Annotated in this window: 16 protein-coding genes and 1 tRNA gene; 2 read left to right on the top strand and 15 right to left on the bottom strand. The window is 44.2% G+C overall.

Features of this window, described 5'->3' with window-relative positions; all coding sequences use genetic code 11:
• Nucleotides 1-4: 4 nt before the first annotated feature.
• Nucleotides 5-160 (top strand): hypothetical protein, encoded by a 156-nt coding sequence (locus QWZ13_RS08440; RefSeq protein ID WP_290281391.1) that lies wholly within the window; start codon nt 5-7, stop codon nt 158-160.
• Between the two features lie 266 nt (nt 161-426).
• On the opposite strand, the gene QWZ13_RS08435 is transcribed toward QWZ13_RS08440, so the two are convergent.
• The 3 genes from QWZ13_RS08435 to QWZ13_RS08425 all read right to left on the bottom strand — a co-directional run bounded on the left by QWZ13_RS08435 (nt 427) and on the right by QWZ13_RS08425 (nt 3,629).
• Nucleotides 427-502, bottom strand: a tRNA-Ala gene (locus tag QWZ13_RS08435).
• An 81-nt stretch (nt 503-583) separates the two neighbouring features.
• Nucleotides 584-2,077, bottom strand: coding sequence for a glutamate--tRNA ligase (gltX, locus tag QWZ13_RS08430; protein WP_290281390.1), 1,494 nt, complete (start codon nt 2,075-2,077; stop codon nt 584-586).
• A 97-nt stretch (nt 2,078-2,174) separates the two neighbouring features.
• Nucleotides 2,175-3,629 carry a glyceraldehyde-3-phosphate dehydrogenase gene (locus QWZ13_RS08425; protein WP_290281389.1) on the bottom strand — a complete coding sequence of 485 codons (1,455 nt, stop codon included), beginning with the start codon at nt 3,627-3,629 and terminating at the stop codon, nt 2,175-2,177.
• A 395-nt stretch (nt 3,630-4,024) separates the two neighbouring features.
• Here QWZ13_RS08425 and QWZ13_RS08420 point away from each other — a divergent pair, with 395 nt between their 5' ends.
• Nucleotides 4,025-4,975, top strand: coding sequence for a DegV family protein (locus tag QWZ13_RS08420; protein ID WP_290281388.1), 951 nt, complete (start codon nt 4,025-4,027; stop codon nt 4,973-4,975).
• Here QWZ13_RS08420 and QWZ13_RS08415 read toward each other — a convergent pair.
• From QWZ13_RS08415 to QWZ13_RS08360, 12 genes are all read right to left on the bottom strand, one after another.
• Nucleotides 4,972-6,573, bottom strand: a complete 1,602-nt coding sequence (locus QWZ13_RS08415; protein ID WP_290281387.1) for a GGDEF domain-containing response regulator — start codon at nt 6,571-6,573, stop codon at nt 4,972-4,974. The genes QWZ13_RS08420 and QWZ13_RS08415 overlap by 4 nt on opposite strands.
• A 90-nt stretch (nt 6,574-6,663) precedes the next feature.
• On the bottom strand, nt 6,664-8,655 hold the full coding sequence (locus tag QWZ13_RS08410) for a transglutaminase TgpA family protein (protein ID WP_290281386.1): 1,992 nt from the start codon (nt 8,653-8,655) through the stop codon (nt 6,664-6,666).
• Entirely contained in the window at nt 8,648-9,616 is a 969-nt protein-coding gene (locus QWZ13_RS08405; RefSeq protein WP_290281385.1) for a DUF58 domain-containing protein, read from the bottom strand. The genes QWZ13_RS08410 and QWZ13_RS08405 overlap by 8 nt, the downstream gene beginning before the upstream one ends.
• Nucleotides 9,617-9,618: 2 nt before the next feature.
• Entirely contained in the window at nt 9,619-10,491 is an 873-nt protein-coding gene (locus QWZ13_RS08400) for an AAA family ATPase (protein WP_290283317.1), read from the bottom strand.
• 144 nt (nt 10,492-10,635) lie between these two features.
• Complete coding sequence (purF, locus tag QWZ13_RS08395; protein ID WP_290281384.1) at nt 10,636-12,159, bottom strand: amidophosphoribosyltransferase; 1,524 nt, start codon at nt 12,157-12,159, stop codon at nt 10,636-10,638.
• Entirely contained in the window at nt 12,160-12,654 is a 495-nt protein-coding gene (locus tag QWZ13_RS08390; protein WP_215999086.1) for a CvpA family protein, read from the bottom strand.
• Between the two features lie 95 nt (nt 12,655-12,749).
• Nucleotides 12,750-13,268 carry an SPOR domain-containing protein gene (locus tag QWZ13_RS08385; RefSeq protein WP_290281383.1) on the bottom strand — a complete coding sequence of 173 codons (519 nt, stop codon included), beginning with the start codon at nt 13,266-13,268 and terminating at the stop codon, nt 12,750-12,752.
• Nucleotides 13,269-14,489, bottom strand: a complete 1,221-nt coding sequence (locus QWZ13_RS08380) for a bifunctional folylpolyglutamate synthase/dihydrofolate synthase (protein WP_290281382.1) — start codon at nt 14,487-14,489, stop codon at nt 13,269-13,271. It lies immediately after the preceding gene.
• Complete coding sequence (accD, locus tag QWZ13_RS08375; protein ID WP_215999083.1) at nt 14,473-15,336, bottom strand: acetyl-CoA carboxylase, carboxyltransferase subunit beta; 864 nt, start codon at nt 15,334-15,336, stop codon at nt 14,473-14,475. Before accD ends, QWZ13_RS08380 begins: the two co-directional genes overlap by 17 nt.
• Nucleotides 15,337-15,422: 86 nt before the next feature.
• Nucleotides 15,423-16,046, bottom strand: coding sequence for a phosphoribosylanthranilate isomerase (locus QWZ13_RS08370; protein ID WP_290281381.1), 624 nt, complete (start codon nt 16,044-16,046; stop codon nt 15,423-15,425).
• Nucleotides 16,047-16,060: 14 nt separating this feature from the next.
• Nucleotides 16,061-16,921, bottom strand: a complete 861-nt coding sequence (gene truA / locus QWZ13_RS08365; RefSeq protein ID WP_290281380.1) for a tRNA pseudouridine(38-40) synthase TruA — start codon at nt 16,919-16,921, stop codon at nt 16,061-16,063.
• A 61-nt stretch (nt 16,922-16,982) separates the two neighbouring features.
• Nucleotides 16,983-19,790 (bottom strand): FimV/HubP family polar landmark protein, encoded by a 2,808-nt coding sequence (locus tag QWZ13_RS08360; RefSeq protein WP_290281379.1) that lies wholly within the window; start codon nt 19,788-19,790, stop codon nt 16,983-16,985.
• Between the last annotated feature and the right edge of the window lie 55 nt (nt 19,791-19,845).

Here is a 19,845-nt window from a genome sequence, read left to right as displayed (position 1 = left end):
AGGCATGTTTTGCGCTGAGCCTTGGGGATTGATTGGTTTTGGGTGGGAATCTGAGGCATGGATGCCGAAGTTTAGCGGCGCAAGGATGCGCTTGAGCGACCAATCAAAACCAATCGAGCCCCAAGGCGCACCCTGCCACAGTAGAATACTTCAGGCATAAAAAAAGCACGTATTAATTACGTGCTTTTAGAATTTGGTGGAGCTATGCGGGTGGTGCGGCATTCCGAACGAACCCGATTAGGTTCGATCCCGCTGTCGACTTTCTTCTAGGCATAAAAAAAGCACGTAATTAATACGTGCTTTTAGAATTTGGTGGAGCTATGCGGGTGGTGCGGCATTCCGAACGAACCCGATTAGGTTCGATCCCGCTGTCGACCTTCTTCTAGGCATAAAAAAAGCACGTAATTAATACGTGCTTTTAGAATTTGGTGGAGCTATGCGGGATCGAACCGCAGACCTCCTGCATGCCATGCAGGCGCTCTCCCAGCTGAGCTATAGCCCCTCAATCTGGACAGGCGGGATATTAATAAGTGCCGCCCGTCCTGTCAACTGTTTTCCTAATTAATTCAATAGCTTAGTGAAATTAATCTAACGGATTAGCGATTTGACGAAACTCTTTGTCTAGAGACTTAAGCTTCTTCTTTCCCAACCCACCTAAAACAGTAAGCGCATGGCGAATACGACCACGGGTCATATCGGGCCCTAGAATAGCCATGGCATCCATGACCGAAACAGAAGCCGTTGAACCCGTAATAGCCACGAATAAAGGCGCATTCACATCTTTAAACTTGAGCTCGCAATGTTCAGCAATGGTCTTAACATCGGTGAAAATATTGTCTTTTTCCCAATGCCGCTGTGCCTCAAGTTTCCAAAGGATCAACTGTAATACGCGCTTAAGCTCGTCACCTTCAAGCTTGAAGCCATCAAAGCTCGATTCCGTTATTGCAGGGTTGCCAGCAAAGAAGAAGCTTAACAATGGAGCAATATCGCCTAGGGTTTCAGCACGGGTTTGCGCTAACGGCATTAATTGCGTTGCAAACTCAGCATTAAACTTCCAATCCACGAGTTTTTGCAACAACTGTTCAGGCGTGTGAAGTTCACGCAGGTATTTACCATTTAACCAGTTCAGTTTTTCTTGGTCAAAAACCGGTCCACCTAAAGAAATACGCGAAACATCAAAGGTAGCCGCCATGTCATCTACAGTGAATATTTCAGCACCGTCTGGCTGCGTCCAACCCATCATGCCTAAAAAATTAACCAAAGCCTCTGGCAAAATACCCAACTCACGATAGTAAGTAATTGAAGTTGGGTTTTTTCGTTTGCTTAACTTAGATTTATCGGCGTTGCGTAATAGCGGTAAATGCACATACACGGGTGGTTGCCAGTTAAAGTACTGATACAAAGCAATCTGCTTAGGCGTTGATGAAATCCATTCTTCACCACGCATGATGTGGCTGATTTCCATCAGATGATCATCGACTACACTGGCTAAATGGTAGGTTGGCAAACCATCAGACTTCATCAACACTTGCATGTCGATCTGCTTCCAATCGATTTCTACTTTGCCACGCAACAGATCATCGACAACACAAACGCCCTCTTCTGGTACCTTCATGCGAATAACATGGCTTTCGCCTGCGGCTATTTTATCTTCAACTTCCGACGCATCTAGGTGCATGCAATGACCATCGTACCCGATGTCGGTACCGGCTTCTCGTTGCTCTTCACGCAACGCATCTAAACGCTCAGATGTACAGAAACAAGGGAATGCATGACCTTCATCGACCAATTGTTGAGTGTATTTTTTGTAGATATCTTTACGATCAGACTGTCGATACGGCCCATACTCTCCACCGACATCAGGACCTTCTGCCCAGTTTAATCCCAGCCACTTTAAGCTATCGAGAATGGCTTGCTCCGATTCTGGAGTAGAACGGGCCTGGTCTGTATCTTCAATACGAAGTATGAATTCGCCGCCTTGGCTTTGCGCAAAAACCTTATTGAATAAAGCAATGTAAGCCGTGCCTACATGAGGGTCACCCGTTGGTGAAGGCGCAATACGCGTACGAATTTTCATAATAGAAGCCAGTCTCTTTTTGCAATTAAATAAAGACCGGCATTATAGCGACAGTCGCGCCTAATGAGAACCAATAGACGCGCTTAGTTTAAGGCCATTACTTTGGGTAATGAGTGTACTGCACACCGGCCATCTGTGAAATCAAACGAACAACCTGAGCACTGTAGCCCGCTTCGTTATCGTACCAAACATATAAAACTATACGCTTACCGTCGACGATATTTGCGGTGCTGTCCACGATCCCTGTTTTACGATTCCCAACAAAGTCACTAGAAACGGCTTCCGGTGAGTTAGTGAAATCAATCTGCTTAGAAAGATCTGAATAGAGTGACATCTCACGTAAATGATCATTTAGCTCTTTTAAGTCTGTTTCATTCTTAAGCGTTAAATTTAAGATGGCTAAAGAAACGTTAGGTGTTGGAACACGAATAGAACTGCCCGACAACTTACCTTTTAAGGCTGGCAATGCTTTTTCTACCGCTTTCGCTGCACCCGTTTCGGTGATCACCATGTTTAATGGCGCACTGCGTCCACGACGACCGCCCTTGTGATAGTTATCAATCAAGTTTTGGTCATTGGTATAAGAGTGAACCGTTTCTACATGACCATGCTCAATACCAAACTTATCTTCTAACACTTTTAGAACTGGCGTAATAGCATTCGTCGTACATGACGCGGCCGATACGATAGTTTCATCGCTTCCTACTTCGGCATTATTAATACCGTAAACAACGTTTTTAATGTCGCCTTTACCGGGTGCTGTTAAAAGTACTTTTGCAGCGCCCTTACAAGCCAAGTGCTGAGACAAACCATCTTCATCACGCCAAATACCTGTGTTATCTACAATCAATGCATTGTTAATTCCATAGGTGGTGTAATCAATCTCCGAAGGAGAACTTGCGTATATCACCTGGATTGCGGTGCCATTCACAATTAAAGAGCTATTTTCTTCATCGACTTTAATGGTGCCTTCAAAACTGCCGTGGATTGAATCGCGACGCAGTAAGCTGGCGCGTTTTACCAAATCATTTTCGGCTCCACCTTTTCGTACCACAATAGCGCGCAATCGAAGTGGAGAACCGCCCGCTTTACCTATTAAAATTCGAGCCAACAAACGACCAATACGGCCAAAACCGTATAACACTACATCCTTAGGGCTTTCTTGGTAACGTCGATTTGGATCGAATTTATCAATAATGTCTGTTAATTCGTCCTTTAAAAAATTGCGCAATGGCGTGCCCATTGGTTGTTGCTTGTGCTTAAGCGCAAGCTTACCCACATCGATATGAGCTTCACCTAGGTTCATTTCATTGAGTAATTCTAAAACAGCGAGAGATTCATTTAATGAAAGCTCGTGCCCTTCTAACTGCTTCACAAAGCGATGAGTTTTTAATAACCCCATCGTAGACTGATTGATGATTTGGCGACCAAAAATCGAAGTAATCACATTATTGTTACGGTACAAGCGACCAATAATTGGGATCATTGATTCTGCAAGTGCTTCCTTTTCTTGCCAACGCAATAGGGTTTGATCAACAGCGGCCTTATTCACAGTAGTTCCTCGTAAGCGAAAATTACAAATTAATCGAAATTGTCTTGAATTTTATGCCGATAGGCTAATAGGTAGGCCACTATATAGAAGGCTTTGAGTCGATATAAGATAGTTTGTCAGCATTTAATTGCCAATCTATTCAACTCAACAAATGCAATCAGGGGAATGGTATTTAATTACAACAAAACCAGCAAAACTGTATTCCGAAGGGCAATTATTTCTCAAAATGTAGCTAATTTACGGAAACTTATACCGAAACCAACCCATAAATATTGAACAAAAAAGAAAATTATTTATTGTCGAGGGTTCTATTTTTGGTTGTACCGACACACAAATAACGCTTTAATGTTGAGAATGCTAATTTTTAGATCGTTCAACCCAATGATAAACTCACATTGGATAAAAAAATAACAAAGGCCGCTACCTTCATGACTACTCTCATCGTCGACTCTGCGTGCGATTTACCGAAGGCACTTATCGAAAAGAAAAATGTGCAATTGCTACCAGCGACCATAATTTATGACAAGAATATACTCCAAGACTTTAGAGATCCTGAGCAAACCATTAGCATGTATGAAAGTGCGATCTTAAATAAAGATCATGACAGTGAATCTCAACCAACCTCTACAAAAGACATTACTCGAATTCTTGAGCAAACCATTGCAAATGGGCACACCGATTTAGTCATTCAAACGGTTAATCGTGTGCGCAGCCCAACTTACGAGAACGCTGTTGAGTCTGCCACTTTATTATCGAAACGCTATGCCAGCCAAAATGTGAGCATTCGAGTTCAAGACAGTCGCACGGTTTTTACAGGCCAAGCTGTTTTGGCTGCCCACACTTTAGCCTTGATCGACAAAGGCATCGGCGGAACAAAACTTCGCAGAATAATAGATTCACTGAGTTCTAACGTACATGCTTACCAAGTGCCTGCCGATGTATTTTACTTGCGAGAACGCAGCCGTAAAAAAGGCGACAACAGTATAAGTTGGTTAGGTGCAAAAGTAGGCAGCTTGTTGAATATTAGCCCCATTGTGCTGGCCTTAGATGACAAAACCTTCCCTGTCACCAAAATACGCGGATTTAACAACGCTGCGAATAAATTACTGGCTCATACGCTAGAAAAAGTTGAACAAGGGTTGCTATCACCTTTTGTCTGCATCAGCTATGCGGGTGATCCAAAAGAACTTCACAAACTGGCTGGCTTTAATGAATTAAAACTTGCGATTAAGGCTCGTAAGTACCAATTAATAACCACACCAATGTCATTATCAGGCGGCGTTAATTTAGGCCCGGGCACCTTATCGGTTGGGTTTGCAACAACACCGTACGAGTGGAAAGACTAATCTGCTACTTCCACTCGGTTTCGGCCGGCATCTTTTGCTTTATACATGGCTAAATCGGCACGTTGAGACAAGAGCGCTGCTTCTTCTTTATCTTGCAACTGCGCTATTCCACAACTGAAAGTCACCCGAATTTGGTGTTGACCATCTTGATGCACTAGCTGTTCGAAGCCGTGGCGAACTTCTTCGAGTAAGTTCCTTGCGTTGTCTGCACTGGTATTTGGTAGCACCAACGCAAACTCCTCACCACCATAGCGACCGATGGTATCGGTTATGCGGAATCGTTGTCTCATATACAACGCAAGAGCTCGTATGACACGGTCGCCCATCGAGTGACCATACTGATCATTGACCTGTTTAAAACGATCTATGTCGATCATAACAAAGCACAGAGGTTGCGCATTGGCATTAGCAAGGCCGACCTCTTGTTTCAGTGTTTCTAAAATATGATTATGATCAAACAAGCCTGTTAAGCCATCTCGCACCATCTGGTCGCGCAGACCTCGATGCCTTCGGCAACGATTACGAACGGTTGAAATAAGTACTTCTTTAGGAACAGGTTTGGTTAGGAAGTCATCGCCCCCTAACCCTACGGCATCTAGCTGTTTATCGACATCAGATTCGGCCGAGAGATATAAAATTGGTATAGCATCGTATTTTGTTTGCTGACGGATGACCTGAGCAATTTCTGGTCCTGTGCAGCCAGGCATGTACATGTCCATCAAAATAGCATCGGGTGAAAATTCTTCAATGGCTTTTAATACTTCTAGAGGTTTAATGACAGCCCGAGTGAATATGCCAGCTTGGTTTAACGTTTTTTCGGCGTACAATGCTTGTGATTTTGAATCATCGACCACTAAAACCTTAAAGTGCGCTTCGTTTCGCATGGCGTAGATTCCCATTAAGGACTCTACCAGTATGCCAAAGTCGAGTTGCCCCGTATAAAAGGCCACACCGTGTGCTCGCACAACCTGAAGCCTATCTTCAATAGTAGGTTCTTCTTTGGCATAAAATAAAACGGGTATCGCCTGGCGTAATTCTTTTTGTATCGCTGTGACGACCGCTATTCCCTGCCCTTCAAATTGTGTGTCCACAACGATTGCCGCCGGAATACGGTAACTGATAGATCGCTCTAGTTCTGAAGCATCTTGATAACAAGACACCGGAATTCCAAAAAAACTTAACTGCTCTTTTAAAACATTGCCTTGTAGCGGATCAGAAAAGCAAAGGTAAACAGGTTTTCGCCCTGCCGACATTTCTTCAACAGGTACGTTATCGTTGGCTCTAGAGCATGCTTGAGCAATGGCCGACACTTGATCATTTAACCGCTCTAACGCATCGGTTTTAGGGGCTTGAGCAGGGGAACACTGCTCTAATAGGCTGATTAACACACTAGAAGACTGAGTAAGGTCGGCGAAATCATAGCGACTGGAGAGTTTTTGAAGTTTCTTCGCAAGGCCGATAAATTCATTAAACCAGCCTTCACTCCAGTGAACTTCTTCCAATATGGACCAGCTGTTCACAATCGATCGAGCCTGCTCGTGCACACGGCGACCAAAGTGCTTCTTTAAATTTGCCAACTGTTCAGATTTACTACTCATTTGATCTCTAATAGTATTTTCAAAATTTGCTAATAAAGCACGATTCGACTTTAAAATGCTTGTGCACCTGTAAGTGTAGCCGAACGGTTTTTATCGATTTTTTTGTTTTTGTAAGCTAAATACTGAATGACGAATTAGCTTTAAATTCTTCGGTTTCGAACTATATAGATATCGCTCAAATAGGCCAGCTAAACTTATCAAAATGGTTAAATTGTCATTATTTTTCGACATTCGGTCAAAATACTGACGTATGGTCTCATCGGGCTCGCGTTTACCCAATATTTTTTCAATTTTGGCTAGGCTTCGATACGGCTCCGCTCTACGCCTAGGGATAACCAATAAACCCAAACTGAAGGCCATCAGTAACGAAATCAACGCCATAAAAATAATAATAGCCATGGCGGCCTTCCACGGAGTTAACCGGCCGAAGTGCGATTCAAACCACCCGATCGCCTGTGTGCTTTTATAGTCTAGCACCATTATTTGCCATTGATATTGAACTGAGTCCCACCAAAGCGAAGCCGATTTCAACATAGACAATTGATTACGCATACGAGAAAAAATAGGCAGCTCGCTGGCTTGATCTTCAGCGAGCAAATCATCGAGAGATTGCTCAACCCTATTAGGCGCCACAGCCGCGGTCGGATCAAAACGAACCCACCCACCATTGAGCCATACTTCGACCCAAACATGCGCCTCCATCTGCCTTACTTGGATATAGTTTGCAGATTCGTTGTAGACACCACCCAAATACCCACCTACCAACCTTGTTGGTATTCCAACGGCCCTTAATATATAAGCCGTCGCACTCGCATAATGACTGCAAAATCCACGCTTACCCAACAACCAGAAATCAGCCAAGCTATCCGATGCCACATACTGAGGTGGTGTTAAACTGTAAAAATAAGGGTTCGAACGGATATAGTCGGCCAAATCGACCATAAACTTGGCATTGTCGGACCTACCTTCCCTAAACGACAGCGCCCACCGCCTGAGAGCCTCGTTTCCTTGGCTTGGCAACCGCACATACTCTTGTCGTTCGAAATTACTCAAGGCTGGCCAAGATACTTCTTGAGCACTGCTAGCCTTGTATTGAATGGCCTGCGTTAGCGGTGCGGTTAAGGCATATCTGGCATCGGGCAGCAGTACACCATTATTAACTGAGGCTTGGGTTGGCCAGTCCATAAAATACAGCCACTGCTGACGTGTAGGCTCAATAATAATTGAATAATCCCAACTACTCTCTTGCGCTTGCGGTAAACTGGTTTCGCTATCGACTGACCCTAACCAAGATCCGGCTCGATATTTAGCCGTCCAACTGCGTCCGTCAAATTCGCTTAAGGTATTGCCTCGCCAATACCAGAGATTTTTAGGCGGAACATCGCCCTCGAAATTAACCCTAAAGGCCGGTTTTTCGCTTCGAGCCAGCTCGGCTATTTCTCCAGGTGTTATCGAATCTGTCATACCGGTCACAGAGCCCCGTTCATTATTAGGTATGCTCCATAAAGGCGGAATACGCGGAAAAAATAAATACCCCAAAACCATGACAGGAATGGCTGCAACAACAATGACTGTGGACTGACGCAGGGCATATCGCCAAGAAAAATCGGCATGGCAAGTTACGGCTTGTAAGGCTAACAAATTTGCAAACAACAGCAGGGTAACAAGCAACATTGATAAAGGGCTACTGTGATATAAGAAATAAACGCCCGCTAAAAAAAGCCCTAAGTAAATTTGAAAGACGCCATCACGGCGTCGCAATACTTCTAAAGACTTAAGTAAATATCCTAATAGGCATAAAGCCACGGCGGTATCTAGCGAGTATTGATCGAGACCCGATAAATAAAGTGACGCTAAACCCGCCACGATTGCCGTTAAAACTAATAATCTAGGTGGTCGTTGCATACGACCGTGCATGACCTGCCACCGCCAGCCAACAACTAAGGCAAGAACTAAGAGTAACCACTTCGGTAAATCGGCTAAAAACGGCAATACGGTGATAAATTGAACGACGAACAGAATTTGCAACGCCTGCCGCGATAAAGCCCGCATCGATGGCGCAATATAAGCTTGATTATTCATAACCAAACTCCGCTAACGCCTGCCTAACACTTTGAAGTTGCTCAAAACCTTGGTTCACTTCAAGTTCTAAATGGGGAAGTTTTAATCCAAATGCTCGTTGTTCTTTTTCATACCGCTCGGCTAAATAAGCTAACGCCTTAAGTTTGTCTTCATTGGATAAGTGGGGGTAATGAGACCAATCTAACCATTCATCGGCCGGTTGATAGTTTGTGAATTTTTTAACCACGAGCAGGTCTTTAGAAAAGGAAGGCCAGTGCAACCTACCGATGGCATCGCCGGGGGCATATTCTTGAAGTTGATAAAAATCTTCGCTGCCGGCAATTAAAAGGTGATCATCTAAGTGATCATCTTCTGAGCTACCTTGCCCACTATCAACAATTCGTCGAGCTTCGATTCCATTGGGGTAAGCCCATCCACACCCCGATAGTTGAATATGAGACCAAGCCACAACTAACCCAAAAGGGTAACGGCTTTCTATTCGAAATCTTGGTAACTTTACTGGACCGCGTGCTTTTGCTTCAACAGGCAAAACACAATGACCTCGCCCGTTATCGAGATGCACATGCACGACCCCCCAACTGGGGTGAATTAGCTCTAAACTGCCTCGAGGTCTCTTAGATTCAGACTCCAATTGAATGGGAATAATGGTAGAGTCGCCGACTTCTATTAAACTGCCTGGCAAGGCCGTTAATTTTACCCCTGATAAATTTCGATAAGTTAACTGCACCGCAACAAACAACACAGCAATCAGCCAAAATGCCAATGCAAAATTGAGTGGAGCTTCAAAATTAATGGCCAGCAGCAGCAAGCCTATCGACACAACCAATAGCATGAGCCCTTGTTTCGTTGGCACTATGAATATTCGAGATTGGTTGAGAGTTACCGACGATTGCTCAGGCAACCGAGTTTGTATCCAACGGTTAAATCTAAGGCGCAAACGCTGTTTAATCGCCGACAACACGGCTACGCAGCCTCAATGACAGCAACGGAACTTAGTATCGACTGTACGAGCAAATCCGAATGTTGGTTTTTTAGTGCTTTGAGGCGATGCCCCGCCACCGCTGGGAATACCGATTGAACATCATCTGGGATCACATAATCTCTTTGATCAATTAATGCATGGGCTTTTGATGCTTGCGCTAATTGCTGAGACGCCCTTGGCGATAACCCTACCGCACACAGCTCGCCATCTCTGGTTCGATTCACCAAACGCATGATGTAGTTAATCACGGGTGCTGCAATGCGAACCGATTCGACTTCATTTTGAATGGATTGCCATTGAGTGGGATCGACGATTGCTTTGAGATCGTCAATTTTGCTTCGCCCGATATGGCCTAATAACAGCTCCTTTTCTACTTCTTCACTGGGGTAGCCTAAGCTAATGCGAACGAAAAAACGATCCAATTGAGATTCTGGTAAAGGGTAAGTGCCCGACTGGTTCTGCGGGTTTTGAGTAGCAATAACAAAAAACGGCTTCGGCAATGTTTGAGCAACCCCGTCAATCGTGACTTGCCGCTCCTCCATCGCTTCTAGTAGTGCAGATTGTGCTTTAGGCGTCGCTCTGTTTAATTCATCGGCTAGCAAAAGCTGAGTAAAAACCGGGCCTTTATGAAAGTAGAAGGATTGCTTCTCACGATCATAGATTTGCGCTCCAATCACATCAGAAGGCAATAAATCAGCGGTAAATTGCACGCGTTGATAGTTTAATCCGAGTAGGGTTGCGAGCGTTTGAGCTAAGGTTGTTTTTCCAACGCCAGGTAAATCTTCTAGTAGCACATGACCATTACAAAGAATGGCCACCCAAATAAGTTTTATTTGATCCGTTTTTCCTGCAATAACACGATTGGCTTGCTCAATAAGTTGAGCTGACGTTGCGGCCGCCTTTTGCATGTTAACCCCTTTTGATTGTTTGCCATTTATTTATAGCAAAAAAAAGACGCTAGCGGAGCGTCTTTTCAAATAAGCGACAACCCCAAAAGTTTAACCGTCATCTTCATCATTATGAAGATCGATCATTGAAGAATCGGTGACACTGTTGGTCACTTTTTTGGCATCACTTCGAGCAGCCTCTAAGGCCTGCAAATAAGCTTCATCAACATCACCTGTGACATAGCAACCATTAAATACAGAGCAGTCAAAATCTTGTTTATCGTCCTTATGAATACGAGTCGCTTCTTTTAAATCTTCTAAATCTTGATAGATTAGCCAATCAGCACCAATGGATTGCCTAATTTCTTCATTACTACGACCATGCGCAATCAACTCTTCAGCAGCCGGCATATCTATGCCATAAACGTTAGGAAAAACGACTTCTGGGGCCGCCGATGCAAAGTATACTTTTTTAGCACCCGCATCACGCGCCATTTCAATGATCTCATTGCAGGTTGTCCCACGGACAATCGAGTCATCGACTAACAGAACGTTCTTACCTTTAAACTCCAAACCGATGGCATTGAGTTTTTGACGAACTGATTTTTTTCGTTGCTTTTGGCCGGGCATAATAAAGGTTCGGCCAATGTAGCGATTTTTCATAAACCCTTCACGAAAGTTTACGCCGATTCGATTCGCCAGTTGCAAAGCAGATGTACGACTGGTGTCTGGAATCGGAATAACCACATCAATATCGTGGTTGGGGCGTTCCGCTAAAATTTTATCGCCTAATACATCGCCCATCCGAAGGCGGGCTTTATAAACTGAAATGCCATCTATGATTGAATCGGGTCTTGCGAAATATACATACTCGAAAATACATGGCGTTTTTACGGTGTTTTCAGCACATTGCTGAATGTGCAGCTTACCTTGATAATCAACAAAGATTGCTTGCCCTGGTTGAACATCGTCTATCAACTCGTACCCTTGAACGTCAAGTGCCACACTTTCAGACGCCACCATATATTCAGCATTGCCATTTTCAGCGATTCGTTTGCCATAAACTAAAGGACGAATTCCGTGCGGATCTCGAAAGGCCACCAATCCATAACCTGAGATAAGGGCCACCACACCATAAGCACCTTTACAGCGCTTATGAACACCTTTCACAGCCGTAAAAATATCGTCTGCGGTTGGCTTGAGCTTGCCTTGTACCTGCAATTCATGGGCAAATACATTCAGCAAAACTTCTGAATCGGATGTGGTGTTTACATGCCTAAGATCGGATTGATAAAGCGATTTATTTAACTCGGCGGCATTGGTCAAATTTCCGTTATGCGCTAAAACAATGCCATAAGGAGAGTTAACGTAAAAAGGTTGGCTTTCTGCATTACTGCTCGTACCGGCCGTTGGGTAGCGCACATGCCCTATTCCAATATTGCCTCGCAATGATTGCATGTGACGCGTATGGAATACGTCTCTCACTAAGCCATTACTTTTACGAAGAAAAAACTTTTCGTTTTCTTCAGTAACGATACCAGCGGCATCTTGGCCTCGGTGCTGAAGTACGGTTAACGCATCATAGAGTTGTTGATTTACTGGAGAGCTGCCAAAAATACCTACTACACCGCACATTTAATTTTCTCCCCCGACCGACAATATTGCACCGGATGCTTTATGAATAGAATCCCCTGTCCATCGAATAACAGGTTCAAAGTACGGTACAAGTACCGAGTCTTGCCAAAATTGGTCGAGTGCAAATAATCGTCCCATTGCGAGAATGGCCACAACGATCACCAAGCCACGCAGTAGACCAAAGACAACACCTAACACTCTGTCGGTGCCGGTCAGCCCGGTCATGCGAATAAATTCACCTAATAAATGATTAACGAGGGAACCAACAATTAACGTCACAATAAATAGAATCGCAAAGGCGGCGGTATAACGATACGCCTCATTTTCGATCATAGAAGTCATCAGCGTCGCTAAATTAGCGCTAAACAATCGAGCAACAAACAGCGCCGCTAACCAGGAAACTAAAGACATAGCTTCTTTAGTGAAACCTCGCTTAATGCTAATTAACGCTGAAACAACGAGAATGGTAATTATTGTCCAATCAATAAAGGTCATAGTTCACTCACTGTGGAAATCGCGGGCATTCTAACAGAGAAATCAGTTTTGTGAATCGTTATTCTCAATTAGACCAGATGGTCAATTTTATCGAACTATTTCGAGAACTTAACGACCAATCCCTGCAAGTTATACTGTTTTTTAATGTTTGCTTTCTGTTCTTCTGCCTGTTCTTTTTTAGCAACCGGCCCCACAAACACTTGGGTAAATAGAGTTCCGTCGGATAACACTTTTTCACGGCTGTAGACTTCGAAATCGTCTTGTTTCAATGTATCAATTAACGACAGTGCTTTGGCTGAGTCTTTGAAACTGGCCACTTGAACACTCCAGATACCCGAAGCGGTCGCCGTGGGCACTACATTGGGCTGTGAAATTGCCGCGAAGCCTGTTGGTTGCTCAACCACAGCTTCAGGATCAACTTCCGCAGGCAAGTTATCGGTATTTGGCATTTTAAATTCGATGTGAGATAAATCTGGCAGTTTAGGCTGAGGTGGAATATTAGTGATTTTTTCCGGAATACGACCTTGAGCATCAAACAATACAGGTGCAATTAACAGAATGACGGCTGTTAACACTAAGATACCCACTAATCTTTGTTGTAATGCACGGTCCACTTACTTCTCCAAAAAGGTCAACGCGTCGCAAACGGTATAGAAAGACCCACCAATAAACAAGGGGGTGTCAGGCATTGTTTGAATAAGCTCACGAATGGCCTGAGCCATGGAGTCAAACGTCGATTCAAACGGGTAATCGGTTCGAGCGACTAACTCTTGAGCGCTAAGCCCTCGAGGAACGGCCAAGGAGACAGCGTGCATTTGCTTTGAAACAGGGGCTAACGCCTGAACGAACCCATGGACGTCTTTGTCTGCCAGCATACCAAGCAGCACGTTAACTTTTTGGCTACCCAATTGCTTGGCGATATAAGCACCAGCATGAGGGTTATGCCCAACATCGACAATAATTTCGTGCCCTTGCCAGTTCACTTTCTGCATTCGCCCGGGCATTTGAATACCCTCCAACGCATGTTGTATGGCATCTGTACTTAACTGAATTCCCGACAAATAAAAGGCCTGACAGGCACTGGCAGCATTATCATGAGGAATTCTGATTTGGCCAGCATCAATTTGCCCCCCTTGCCAAAATACAATTGCCTCTTTTACACCGTGTTGATCACCAAACCGATACTCAATCGCAGATCGACTTGCTACTTCGTCATGCAAGCCTTGCGGAAGGTTTGCGCTACCCAGTACAACAGGCTTTTCTGGGCGGCAGATACCGGCTTTTTCGTAACCAATCACATTGATATCCGAGCCAAGAAATGCCTCATGATCGATTCCAATTGTTGTAATGACTGCAACGTCGGCATCAACTATGTTTACCGCATCTAACCGGCCACCTAAGCCAACTTCAAGCACCCAAACCTTAAGTTTTGCCTGATCAAACAACCAAAGAGCCGCCAGAGTCGTATATTCAAAATAGGAAAGACTGATGTCGCCCCGCCCTATTTCAATAGCATACAACGCTTCAACAATGCGCTGATTAGACACCGGTTTGCCGTTAATACGGATACGTTCGTTAAATTCAAATAAATGAGGGGAGGAATACCACCCAGTTTCTAAGCCTGCTTCACACGCTAGAGCACTGAGTGCAGCTGTAGTAGTACCTTTACCATTAGTACCTGCCACAGTAAAAACGGTCGGTTTGTATTCATTTTTGGAAAGTAGCTTTTGGGCCACCGCACTGACACGCTGTAGACCCAATTCTATTTCTGAGGGATGGATTGACTCAATATAGGCCAACCAATCCTCTAACGCATCATTAATTGACGGGTGCATGCATCAACTTTTTCAGAACTCCAGCTAATTTAGAGCGCATATCCTGGCGTCGAATAATCATATCTACTGCGCCCTTTTCAAGTAAAAACTCGCTGCGCTGAAAGCCTTCCGGAAGCTTTTCACGCACCGTTTGCTCAATAACGCGTGGTCCAGCGAAGCCGATTAACGCATGGGGCTCAGCAATATTTAGGTCGCCTAACAATGCCAACGAAGCTGAAACGCCGCCAAAACAAGGATCAATCATCACTGAGATGTACGGAACACCTTGTAAGCGCATTTTTTCTAATGCTGCACTGGTTTTTGCCATTTGCATTAACGAAAACAACGCTTCTTGCATACGAGCGCCGCCAGAGGTTGCAAAACATACGTAAGGGATGTTCTTTTCCATCGCGAGATTTGCAGCTTGTACGAATTTCTCACCAACCACAGAGCCCATGGAGCCGCCCATGAAGTTAAAGTCAAAAGCACCTACGACGACAGGCTGACCTTCTACCGTACCTTCCATTGCAACGAAGGCATCGTTTTCACCGGTTTGCTTTTGGGCTGCCACTATACGGTCTTTGTATCGCTTCCCGTCTTTAAACTTTAGTCGATCTACTGGGCGTACATCTGTTGCGATTTCAACTCGGCCTTCTTGGTCTAAGAAAAGATCGATACGCCGACGAGCGCCTACTCGCATGTGATGGTCGCACTTAGGACAAACATCCATATTCTTTTCTAGCTCAGGTCGATACAGAACGGCCGCACATTTAGGGCACTTCTTCCATAGGCCTTCAGGGACGTTAGCCCGGTTCTTCGAATCGGACCTAACGATTGACGGTACGATTTTTTCCAACCAACTGCTCATGTTAACCCCACACTAATAAATTTATGAATATCATCCTATTATGAACTATAAAAATGGGCTTTTTAATGGTTCACTAACGGACACAGTTATGAAGAAATTTCACGGACCGCTGCAACAAAATCGGTCATTTTTTGCGCCGACTTAATTCCCTTGGCAGACTCAATTCCACCACTTACGTCTACTGCATAAGGGTTCGCACTGCTTATTGCATCAGCCACGTTAGTGGCATTAATGCCTCCCGCTAAAAAGAGCCGCTGCATTAAACCCTTAGGAATTAGTGACCAGTCAAATTGCTGGCCTGTGCCGCCGGGTGTGCCTGCAACATAGGCATCGAGCAATATTGCAGGCGCTTCGTGATGCTCCTTAAGTGCGGTCGTTAAACGATGTTTATCTGACACACGAAGTGCTTTTAAATACGGCATGCCAAACTGCTGGCAAAACTCAGGCGTTTCATCGCCGTGAAACTGCAATAAAGTAGCGCCGGTTGCGTCAATAACCTCTTTTACCAAGCTCTTTTCTGGGTTAACGAACAAAGCCACCTTATCAACAAGCACAGGGCAAGCTTTAGCTAACGTAGATGCCTGCTCAAGTGACACGGCACGCGGACTAGGAGGATAAAAAACCAGCCCTATCGCATCGACCCCCAAACTTGCAGCACATTGTATGTCTTCAATGCGCGTCATTCCGCACATTTTAATCCGAGTTCTCATTGCGATCTAAATCCTTAAATAGGTGAAAAGACTGCGCCATCACTGTCTATAAGCGGCTGAATAAAAACGGGACCTGCTTTTTCGCAGGGCAAATCATCACGCTCATATTGAGCCCTGACGAAATACAAACCATCGCCCTTGGCCGTTACACCACCCTTATTCCTATTTTTTGCTTCCAAAACTTGAGTAGCATAGCTTATCGGTTTTCGACCCCGACCTATTGGTAACAAGACACCGACAAGATTTCGAACCATGTGGTGCAAATACCCATCGGCACGTGTTTGAATAACAATAAACTCACCATAACGCTTAAGGGTTAATTCTCGCAAGGTTTTCACAGGGGAGTGAGCCTGACATTCAGACGCTCGGAAAGAGCTAAAATCGTGCGTGCCTAATAACAAGTTCGCAGCTTCTTGCATCAAATCTACATCTAACTCGTATTGCTCCCAGGTGACTAATCCTTCTAAAGCTGCGCTGCGAACCCAATTATTATGTATAACAAAGCGGTAGGCTCGCTCTTTTGCCGTAAAACGCGCGTGGAATGTTTCATCTACTTCATGCGCCCACTTAATACTAATATCGTTGGGTAACGCGCCATTAACGCCCATTGTCCAGCCATACATACTGCGCTGTGCCGATGTATCAAAATGAATAATTTGATTCGTCGCATGAACACCCGCATCCGTTCGACCTGCAACAATGGTACTGATTTCCTGATTCGCTATTTTGGACAAAGCCTTTTCAAGCGTTGCTTGAATGGTTGAAACTCCTGTTCGCTGAATCTGCCAGCCTCGGTAGTTCCTACCTTTATATTCAACGGCCATCACAATTCGTTTTGTCTTAGATGGATCTTCAAATGGAAATATTTCGGTCATGCAAAAAAAAGCCGCTCTAATTAGAACGGCTATTTTACTATTTAAGACTTATCATTGGCTATTACAATTGTTGTATCAACGCTTCTGCCTGAGATTTTTGTTCGTCATTACCTTCTTGAACGACTTCGTCCAGAATATCACGAGCACCGTCTTTATCTTCCATTTCAATGTAAGCACGAGCGAGATCTAACTTGGTGCTTATCTCATCACTACCTGAAAGGAAGTCAAACTCATCGTCGTCTAAATCAGCATCACTGTCTAAAGAATCAGCCAATTGCTGTAGCGGATCTTCATTAGGTGCATCATCCGAAGTTTCACCTTCAGAGAAATCGATATCAAAGTCGTCATCACCGGCGCTGACAGGTGTTTCAACTTCGGTATTTGTTTCTTCATCTAGATTTAAAGAAAAGTCTTCTGCGTCATCTAATGACAGTGTCTCTTCTATTTCTAATGATGGTAGTTCGTCTTCCATATCTAGCTCAGGAACACTTTCCTCGGCCTCACCAAGATCTAGATCAAGGCCGTCAGCCTCATCACTCTCGACCAATTCTTCATTGAGCTCTAATGGCGCATCTACTTCGCTTTCTAAATTAAGGTCAAATGCAGAGTCATCCGTACTGGTTTCTTCTTCACTGAAATCTAACGAGAAGTCTAACTCAGATGTGGGTTCAGCTTCGTCACTCTCTGTACTAGTAGTTTCTTCATCTAATGAGAAGTCTAAGGTATCACCTTCATCACTGGATAGATCTACATCTAAATCACCCAGATCTAAGCTGAAATCTAAATCTGTAGATAACTCTTCAGATTCAGCCTCAGCTTGGCTATTGTCTAGTAATGGTTCTGATTCAGTTTCTTCACTGTCAAGATTCAAATCAAACGATAAATCTTCAGACTCACTGCTTTCAGTCAACATAGGTTCGGCAGAATCGTCTTCGCCTAAATCCAGTTCAAAGCCGAGATCGGAAGAATCATCACCTTCCGTCAGGGTGTCACTTAAATCCAGATCAAAATCGTCGTTACTATCAGCAGACAACATATTGCTGCTATCTGAATCAAGCTGATCGATAGGTAATTTCGCTCGAAGAGCTTCAGCTTCTTCTTGCTGTGCAGGCGTCATCGAAATTCGGCTTTCTATATCGTTAAACCCAGAAGCATTACCTGTCTCAGCAAATACTTCCATTAATTTTAAACCAATATCAGCTCGGCCAGGGTAATCAGCAAATGCTTCTTTAAGTTTTTCCTCTGCTTGATCGTACTTCTGGTATGCCATATACATTTCGGCTTCCATTACAGCATCGATCTGTTCAGACTCTTCTTCAACTTCTTCAAAAGAATCATCTTCTACATCACTTAATAGGTCTTCATCTAGGTCAGCGCTGATGTCATCTGTTTCTTCAGCAAAAGAATTAGAAGACTCAGTCATTTCACTTAGTACTTGATCGCTGCCTGATCGTTTACTTCTTAGGTAGAATGGAATGAGCAAAATTAACAGTAATCCGCCGCCAACAATGGCCATGTTTGTAACACTCGCCATAACCCAGTTAGAAATAGTGCCGGTATACTCATTTACATACCACATGAAGTCTTGCTTAATCGGCGCAGGAGGCGTTGCTTTAACCGGTGTTGTTGGTGTAGCCGCTGCTGCTTCTGGCGTTGTGGTCTCCGTCGCAGGAGCTTGTTCTGATGCGTCAGCTTCTGGAGCCGCTTCTGTTTGAGCTTCCCCAGATTGTTCAAGCGCTTGTTGAACCTGAGCCATATCGGTGTTTTGAACGTCTAATAAACGTTCCATAATTTCAATTTGCGCTTCAAGCTCCGCTACTTTTTCCGATAAATCATCGCGTTCACGAGCGTATTGATCGTTCAACTCTTCCGCAATAGATAATTGCCCTAGTAGCTGTTGAACGTCTTCACTGGTTTCACCGGCACCGCTGATTCCCGAGTTACTATCAGCTGATAGCTCTAAATAACCATCTGGGTTTTTCTCATCACCTGCACCTTCAAGTGCAGACCCTGTTGTATCAGTCGCAGATAATTGAGCTTCACTATTGGCCGAAGTCGGTGCACGTAAGTTTGGTGCAGCTCCTGAATTTTGAGCTCTTACTTCATCAATCGCTTCTTGGAAGCTGCGTAATGCAATCTGAGATTCATCTGGAAGCTTTAACACACTACCGGCTTTCACTCGGTTAATGTTGTTATTTAGAAAGGCTTCAGAATTTAAATCCTGAATCGCTAACATGACTTGCTGTGGAGAGTAGCCTTGGCGCGCAGGCACTTTCATAGCAATTTCCCACAAGGTGTCATTTCGTTGAACACGATATTCACCTGCAGCTAAGGTATCATCACGGGGCTCAACTGGCGTAGCTACCGAAACGGTTTCTTCTGTTGGTGCCGTTTCTATTACCGTGGTGGTAACCAATTCAGTGGCTTGATTACTGCCTTCGACCACAAGTGCGTCAACGGCCAACCCGGTATCAAATACAGGAGGGTCCAGTAAAATGGTGTATTCTTTTAATAAGCGTCCGCCAGGCCAATTAATTTCGACTAAGAAATTCAAAAACGGCTCACGAACGACTTGCTTGGTGGTCAGTGTGATAAACACTTCACCAGCTGCGTTTTCCTTTACCCTAAATTGGATATTCGATAAGAAAAAACTTCGTTCAACACCGGCACGTCGAAAGTCATCATTACTTGCGAGTGTAGGAAGAATTTCACCTGAAGTTAGACCCTGCAACTGAATGATTTTAATTTCAGCATCGAGTGGATCGTTCAGATTCGAATTAACTTTAATGTCACCCAATCCTAAGCCGAAGCTTGATCCTGCAAATGCCATTAATAAAATGAGTACTGCCAGCGCCTGTTTTTTCACCATAATCCTTTTTCCCTTTCTTCAACCCTTCCCAAACGGAAGCTTGAAAAGCAATTAT

It is taken from the genome of Reinekea marina, assembly GCF_030409715.1.
In the GTDB taxonomy this organism is placed as follows: domain Bacteria; phylum Pseudomonadota; class Gammaproteobacteria; order Pseudomonadales; family Natronospirillaceae; genus Reinekea; species Reinekea marina.
The sequence above is the reverse complement of the archived record's forward strand: the minus strand, read 5'-3'. Positions and strand labels throughout refer to the sequence as shown.

Coding starts and splice junctions, on each gene's coding strand:
- purF (WP_290281384.1), bottom strand. CDS start 12,159: ATGTGCGGTGTAGTAGGTATTTTTGGCAGCTCTCCAGTAAATCAACAA.
- QWZ13_RS08440 (WP_290281391.1), top strand. CDS start 5: ATGTTTTGCGCTGAGCCTTGGGGATTGATTGGTTTTGGGTGGGAATCT.
- accD (WP_215999083.1), bottom strand. CDS start 15,336: ATGAGCAGTTGGTTGGAAAAAATCGTACCGTCAATCGTTAGGTCCGAT.
- QWZ13_RS08380 (WP_290281382.1), bottom strand. CDS start 14,489: ATGCACCCGTCAATTAATGATGCGTTAGAGGATTGGTTGGCCTATATT.
- QWZ13_RS08410 (WP_290281386.1), bottom strand. CDS start 8,655: ATGAATAATCAAGCTTATATTGCGCCATCGATGCGGGCTTTATCGCGG.
- truA (WP_290281380.1), bottom strand. CDS start 16,921: ATGACCGAAATATTTCCATTTGAAGATCCATCTAAGACAAAACGAATT.
- QWZ13_RS08360 (WP_290281379.1), bottom strand. CDS start 19,790: ATGGTGAAAAAACAGGCGCTGGCAGTACTCATTTTATTAATGGCATTT.
- QWZ13_RS08415 (WP_290281387.1), bottom strand. CDS start 6,573: ATGAGTAGTAAATCTGAACAGTTGGCAAATTTAAAGAAGCACTTTGGT.
- QWZ13_RS08390 (WP_215999086.1), bottom strand. CDS start 12,654: ATGACCTTTATTGATTGGACAATAATTACCATTCTCGTTGTTTCAGCG.
- QWZ13_RS08370 (WP_290281381.1), bottom strand. CDS start 16,046: ATGAGAACTCGGATTAAAATGTGCGGAATGACGCGCATTGAAGACATA.
- gltX (WP_290281390.1), bottom strand. CDS start 2,077: ATGAAAATTCGTACGCGTATTGCGCCTTCACCAACGGGTGACCCTCAT.